Origin of the sequence: Candidatus Cryosericum odellii (assembly GCF_003570935.1) — a bacterium.
Classification (GTDB): Bacteria; Caldisericota; Caldisericia; order Cryosericales; family Cryosericaceae; genus Cryosericum; species Cryosericum odellii.
The window spans coordinates 1-6,085 of the sequence record NZ_QXIU01000176.1 but is presented as its reverse complement, the minus strand read 5'-3'; the positions used below and the strand labels follow the sequence as shown (position 1 = coordinate 6,085).

The window sequence follows — 6,085 nt, the reverse complement described above, 5'->3', positions numbered from 1 at the left end:
CCAGTGCAAAGTCCAGCGCCGGATTGTCAGTGACGATCAAGACGTCGGGTTTGCTGGCACCGTAGCGTGTCTGCAGCAGCTTCTCAACCTGATCGTGGTTCTGCTGCGAGGGGAACCGGCGCCAGTCGAGATACTCCACAGAGAGCTGGACCCACGACGGTGAGTCGCCAAGGACACTGCGGATCCCTGCGACCTCACCGTCCGTCCATGAGTAGCCCTGATCGTAGGAATTGAGGATGAGGACGCTGCTGGGAGGCGCTGCGGCGACAGCTGGTGAAAACCCCAGCATTGCTGCGAAGACTGCAGCCAGAACGAGCAATATGACCAGACGGGATGCCTTCACGTGTATTCCTCCGAGCCACGATCGCCAGGGAATGGACGGCGACACACAACTATTGTGATGCTTAGACTCTGCTATTCAAGAGGAGCGTTGTGTGGCGAGGGAGGCGAGGACAGACGTCAGTTCAGCAAAGCTGTAGGGTTTGGCGAGCACGCCATCGAAATGATACTCGCGGTAGTGAGCCATGACGGGGTCGGTGGCATATCCGCTCGAGGCAATCAATTGTGCCGGGGTGCGGTTCTTACGAAACAGCGCTGCGGCTTCCTGTCCACCCATGCCGCCGGGGATCGTCAGGTCCATGAGGATGACACTGAACGGCCGCCCGACCGCACAGGCCTCGGCATCAGTACGAAGTGCGGTGGTCCCGTCAGGGACAGCTTCCGCCTCATATCCGAGTTTCTTCAGCATCGCGACCGCTACCTGTCGCACCGTGAGTTCGTCATCCATGACCAGGACGCGGCCGTGTCCGCTGAACCTGGGCGCTGTTTCAGGCGACCGAAGGGACGGACCGGCAGGGACGGCAGGCAGCAGGATCGAGAAGGTCGTGCCGGCCCCTGGTGTCGAGACAACGCCGATGGTTCCGTCATGTTTGTGGACGATGGCATAGGACGTCGCCAGGCCGAGACCGCTGCCGCGACGCTTCGTACTGAAGAAGGGATCGAAGATCTTGCGAAGGTCCGTTTCGGCGATCCCTACGCCGGTGTCACTGAGGTCGATGCGGACATAGTTGCCCGGAGCCAGATCTGGGTACGCGCCGTCGCCTACGGTGATATTGCGTGCAACGACAGAGACCGTTCCTCCGACAGGCATCGCCTCGTCAGCGTTGATGACGATGTTGGAGAAGACCTGAGACAGTTGCCCCTTGTCGATGCGTGCCCACCACAGGTCCGCGGGCAGGTCGAACGAAGCCGAAACGTCGGAACCGCGCAGGGCGAAACTGACCGCTTCCCGCAGGACGGGGGCAAGGTCCTGGACCGAACGCACGGGAGCCCCTCCCTTGGCAAACGTCAGCAGCTGCTGCGTCAGCCCGCGAGCCTGGAGGACCTCCCGCTCGGCTTCCTCGAGGAGTTCGCGGGAGTGATCCGGATCATCGTCGATACGTGCGAGATTGATGTTGCCGATGATACCGGTCATCATGTTGTTGAAGTCATGGGCGATGCCACCTGCAAGGACGCCCAGCGATTCCAGTTTGTCCATTCGCTGAAGCTCGCTTTCGAGACGTAGCCGTTTGGTGACGTCGGCGGTGGTACCGACCCACTTGACGACGTGGCCATCCTTGTCGAGCACGGCCTGCGACGATTCGACGATGGTGCGCCATGTGCCGTCGGTACAATGCATGCGATACGCAATACGGAGAGGCGTATGTACTTTCAGGTGCTGCTGGATGGCCTGTTGGAGCACAGGAAGGTCGTCAGGATGTATATAGGAGTCCCACTGGCTACCCTTGGAGGGGAAGCCACCGATGGCACGGCCAAACTCGCCGTCGACGTCACCATAGTAGGTGGTACGGTCTTCGGCAATATCCCACTCATAGACGATGTCACTCGTGCTCTGTGCGGCGATGCGGAACCGTTCCTCGGACATGGCCAGCGCGTCACGGGAGCGCCAGCGGTCTATCGAGACCGCAACTTGGTCGGCGACAAAGGACAGGATATTCCGGTCCTGTTCGGTGTAGCGATAGCTTCCATGGTATACCTGGACAGCCATGACTCCGATTGTGCTCCCCTTCAACTGTAGCGGGACACCGAGCCAGCTGATGGCGGGTGTTCCTGTAGGAGCGATGTTGCCAGACTTGATTGGCTCTGCCTCACTGAACTCGCTCAGCAGCAACGGTGCTCCGGTGCGCAGGATGTATGCCGTCACGCCCGTTTCGGCGATCTGTGGGTCGGGGGGCATGGCGTCGCACTCGTCGATATAGTACGGATACGTTATGAACCCTGTCTGTGGATCCCGGAGTGCAAAGTACAGGTTCTCCGACGGCATCAACTCAGCGATAATGTGGTGGATGCGGCCGTACAGTTCCTGCAGACTCTCGGCGGATGCCGCTACCTGGGAGATGCGGTAGGTGGCGTCCTGTACCTGCCGCGTGTGCACTGGTCCCTCGATATCGATGATGCTCCCTTCGATAAAGCAGGACCCGTCGGGCGCGCAGACAGGTCCGCCTTGCTCCCACACCACTCGTTCTGTGGTGTCAGGGTAGATGACGCTGTACTCAATCTGAAACGTGTCACCGGATTTCACCGCGTTCTCCACGGTTGCCCGATAGCGAGTGATGTCAGCGGGATACATGAATGTGGAGCGGATGTCTGGCTTCGTCGTGAGTTCGTCCAGGGAACGGCCCAGGATACGTTCGTATCCCCCACCGACAATCTCGAAGGCGAAGGGAGGCTGGGCAGAGGCTCGGTAGACCATGCCGGGCAGACCTGCCATCAGCCGGGTCAACTCCCGGTCGTTTGCTGTACCCTTCGTGACCGACACGTTCCTGTCTGTCATCTCAGCCTCATTGCCAGGAGTGTTCACAGGTCGACGGAAAGACGAACAGCCATCCGTCGAAGACCAAGTTGAGGACAGCAAGAACAAACGCAGCCGGCGGCAGCCACCACCATGATTGCTTGTGCACTACCAAGTCTCCTCCACATAATTGACAGTATGGTGGAGAACCCGCTGCGTGCAAGGAGAGCTGTAACAGCACGGATTCTACTACAACCTGCACATGTCGCAGTTCAGGGGATCGCTGCTGCTACCGTCTTCTGGATCGATGTCGTGTGCGCGGGCCATTCCCGCTACACTGTCAGCGGAGGGGGAGTCATGACACAGGAGAACGACGTGACGACATGGATCTATGTAGTACACCTGATCAGGCCGGCGGCGAGGACGTCGCCGACGGAGGAGGAGTCTGCCGCCATCGACCGTCATTTCGCGCATCTGCAGCAGGCATGTAGTGCGGGGACGGTACGACTGGCAGGGCCCGCGACGGACGGGGCATTTGGCATTGTGATCTTCGAAGCGGAAGACGAGACTGTGGCACGTTCGTTCATGGCAGACGACCCGGCCGTGCGCGCAGGTGTCATGACTGCCGAGCTGCACCCGTTCCATGTGTCGATAGAGTATCTGCCATGCCGGTGATGGGGGTCGAGCTGCTGCCAGTGCTCAGCTACGCGCTGGTTTCCATCTTTACACCTGGACCCAACAACATCACCTCTTCATCGTTGGGAATGCGCGTAGGGTATCCCCGTACACTCCGCTTCATCGGGGGTGTCGTCACCGGGTTCTTCTGCATCATGGTGGCAACGGGACTGCTGACAGAGCTCCTCGTCTCAGCCTATAACAGAATTGCGATTGTGCTGAAGATCGCGGGCGTCGCGTATCTGCTATGGATCGCCTGGACCGTCGTGCGGCCACAGGATAAGAGACATGCGTCCCCTGCGGCGAGCGGCACCCGGTACCGTGACGGGCTGCTGCTCCAGTTCGTCAATGCCAAGGTCATCCTGTTCGGGCTCACAATGTATGCCACGCTGTTGGCTCCATTGGCGAAGAGCTGGCTGGCAGTCGTCATCTCTGCAGTATTGCTCACGGTCCTGAGTTTCTGTTCGACGTCGCTGTGGGCGCTGCTGGGCGCCGGCATCCAGCGTTTCATTGCCAACCCAAAGGTCAGGTTCGCCTACTCGCTCGTCCTCGTGGGACTGCTGCTCTACGCTGCCTGGTCAATCGTCGCGTCGTAGAAAGCACATAGCGCGCCGTGGTGCAACATGGGGGTGCTCAGTTCGTCTGGATGCCGTCCAGTGTCGTGCGGACCATTTCTGAGAGTTCCTGCATGGTGTACGGCTTGGGCAGGAACCCGTCGGCGCCTCCAGGCCTTCCAACCAGATCCTGGATGCTGCCGCCCAGCGAATACCCCGACGAGATGAGGATAGGGGCCGTGCACCCCAGCCGTCTCAGTTCCCACAGCACTTGGTCTCCTGTCATACCCGGCATGGTCATGTCCAGCAGGACGAGGTCCACGGCGGCAGGATTCTCCTGGATGACGGTGACTGCGGACGGACCATCTGCTGCTGTCATCACTGTGTAGCCGGAGCGTTCCAGCATGCGTCTGGTGAGCTGCAGGATCATCTCCTCGTCGTCCACGACAAGTACGGTCTTGTGCCTCTCTGTCCGTTGCGTGTACACTTCCTGGAGCGCTGGCGTCTGTGTCTGCACTGGTTCCCTGCACCGTGGCAGGTACGTCGAGAACGTTGTTCCCTTCCCGACTGTGGTTTCCACGATGATCCAGCCGTTGGCTTGCTGGACCGCCCCGTAGACGACCGCGAGGCCCAGGCCGGTTCCATGTCCGACAGGCTTGGTGGTAAAGAATGGCTCGAACAGGTGCTGCAGCACAGTGTCAGTCATGCCGTTGCCGGTGTCGATCACCTGCAGGAGGACATGTTCACCCGATCGAGCCTCGGGATGTGCCTGGACAAACCGGTCGTCAACGTCGACGTTGCTGGTCCGGATGGTCAGCGTTCCTGTGCCGTTCATGGCGTCCCGGGCGTTTACGACGAGGTTGATGACGAGCTGTCCAAGCTGAACCTGGTCGATGAGAATGTTCCAGAGGCCCGGTGCATAGTCCCGGGCGATTGCCATGGAGGGCGGCACCAGTTCCGCGATGGACTGCAGCGTGAGGTCGACAGACTGGTTGAGGTTGAGGTACGTTGGCGCTGGGCTCCCATTGCGGCTGAACGTCAGCAGGTTGTGTGCGAGGCCGGCAGCTCGTCGGGCAGCCTGCTCAGCCTGGGCCAGCGGCTCTGCGATGGAATCCAGCTGCCCGGCCTCTTCCTGCATGATGCTCAGGTTTCCAAGGATGCCCGTCAATAGGTTGTTGAAGTCATGGGCGATTCCACCTGCCATGAGGCCGAGGGCATCCATTTTTTGTGCCTGGAGCAGGTGCGCGGTCATGCACTTGCGGTCAGTGACGTCCACCAGCAGAGCGAGATTCCCCATGCGCTTGCGCAGCGGAGCGACGTGGAGGTCGTAGGAGCGCTCAACGCCGTCGCAGACGAAGGTCAGCTCGGCATCAGAGCCCGGCGTAGCGGATGAAAGGGCAGGCAGGACCTGCGTCCCCTCGACGCCTAGGACATCGCGGGCAGAGCACCCCAGGATTGCCTCGGCGGCGGGGTTGATGTCGACCAGTCGACCCCGGCCGTCAAGGACGAGAACTCCGTTTGGACTGGCCTCCAGGACGAGCGAACGGGGGATGGGGGAGAGGTCGAGGAAGCGGAAGCGATACAGAGCCAGGAAGAGGGCTACGCTGCTCAGAGCGAAGGCAAAAGGAGTGAGGTCGACCCCGGTGACTGAAGTCCGACCAACCAGGAACAGGATGTTGGCGGTCCACGGTACGGCCATCGCGACCAGAACGGCGACTGTCTGACCACGGTAGGCAGAGGGCACTCTGAACAGGCCACGCAGCAGGATCACGACACCCAACAGCAGAAGTGCATACTGGTACGCGCTCCAGACCCAGAACAGTGGACCAAGACGTGTGTCGACGCGCAGGAGTGCGCCGGGGGCCGTAATGGGCGTGGCGACAGCCTGACTCCAGAGCAGGTGGTGCAGGTCGTTGAACCAGGCCAGGACAAACATCACCGTCGGTTCTACTGCCGCAAGCGCTGCAATGCGAGTGACATCGCGCAGCGATCTTCCATCGTATCTGAGAGTGAAGACAAGCCACGCGACGCCCAGGCCTCCGCCAAGAAACGACATCTTCACCCA

The 6,085-nt window shown here is 60.6% G+C and carries 4 protein-coding genes and 1 pseudogene; 2 read left to right on the top strand and 3 right to left on the bottom strand.

Going from position 1 to position 6,085, the window contains the following annotated elements; all coding sequences use genetic code 11:
- Nucleotides 1-343, bottom strand: a pseudogene (locus SMC5_RS07210) (sugar ABC transporter substrate-binding protein); the annotation flags it as partial.
- Between the two features lie 75 nt (nt 344-418).
- Entirely contained in the window at nt 419-2,833 is a 2,415-nt protein-coding gene (locus tag SMC5_RS07205) for a PAS domain-containing protein (protein WP_119120167.1), read from the bottom strand.
- Nucleotides 2,834-3,148: 315 nt separating this feature from the next.
- Between SMC5_RS07205 and SMC5_RS07200 the strand changes: the two genes are divergently transcribed.
- Both SMC5_RS07200 and SMC5_RS07195 read left to right on the top strand, forming a co-directional pair.
- Nucleotides 3,149-3,466 (top strand): YciI family protein, encoded by a 318-nt coding sequence (locus SMC5_RS07200; protein WP_119120166.1) that lies wholly within the window; start codon nt 3,149-3,151, stop codon nt 3,464-3,466.
- Nucleotides 3,466-4,062, top strand: coding sequence for a LysE family translocator (locus SMC5_RS07195; RefSeq protein ID WP_165849012.1), 597 nt, complete (start codon nt 3,466-3,468; stop codon nt 4,060-4,062). Before SMC5_RS07200 ends, SMC5_RS07195 begins: the two co-directional genes overlap by 1 nt.
- Before the next feature lie 37 nt (nt 4,063-4,099).
- Here SMC5_RS07195 and SMC5_RS07190 read toward each other — a convergent pair.
- Nucleotides 4,100-6,085: histidine kinase N-terminal 7TM domain-containing protein (locus SMC5_RS07190; RefSeq protein ID WP_119120164.1), on the bottom strand; the 1,986-nt coding region annotated here is incomplete at its 5' end.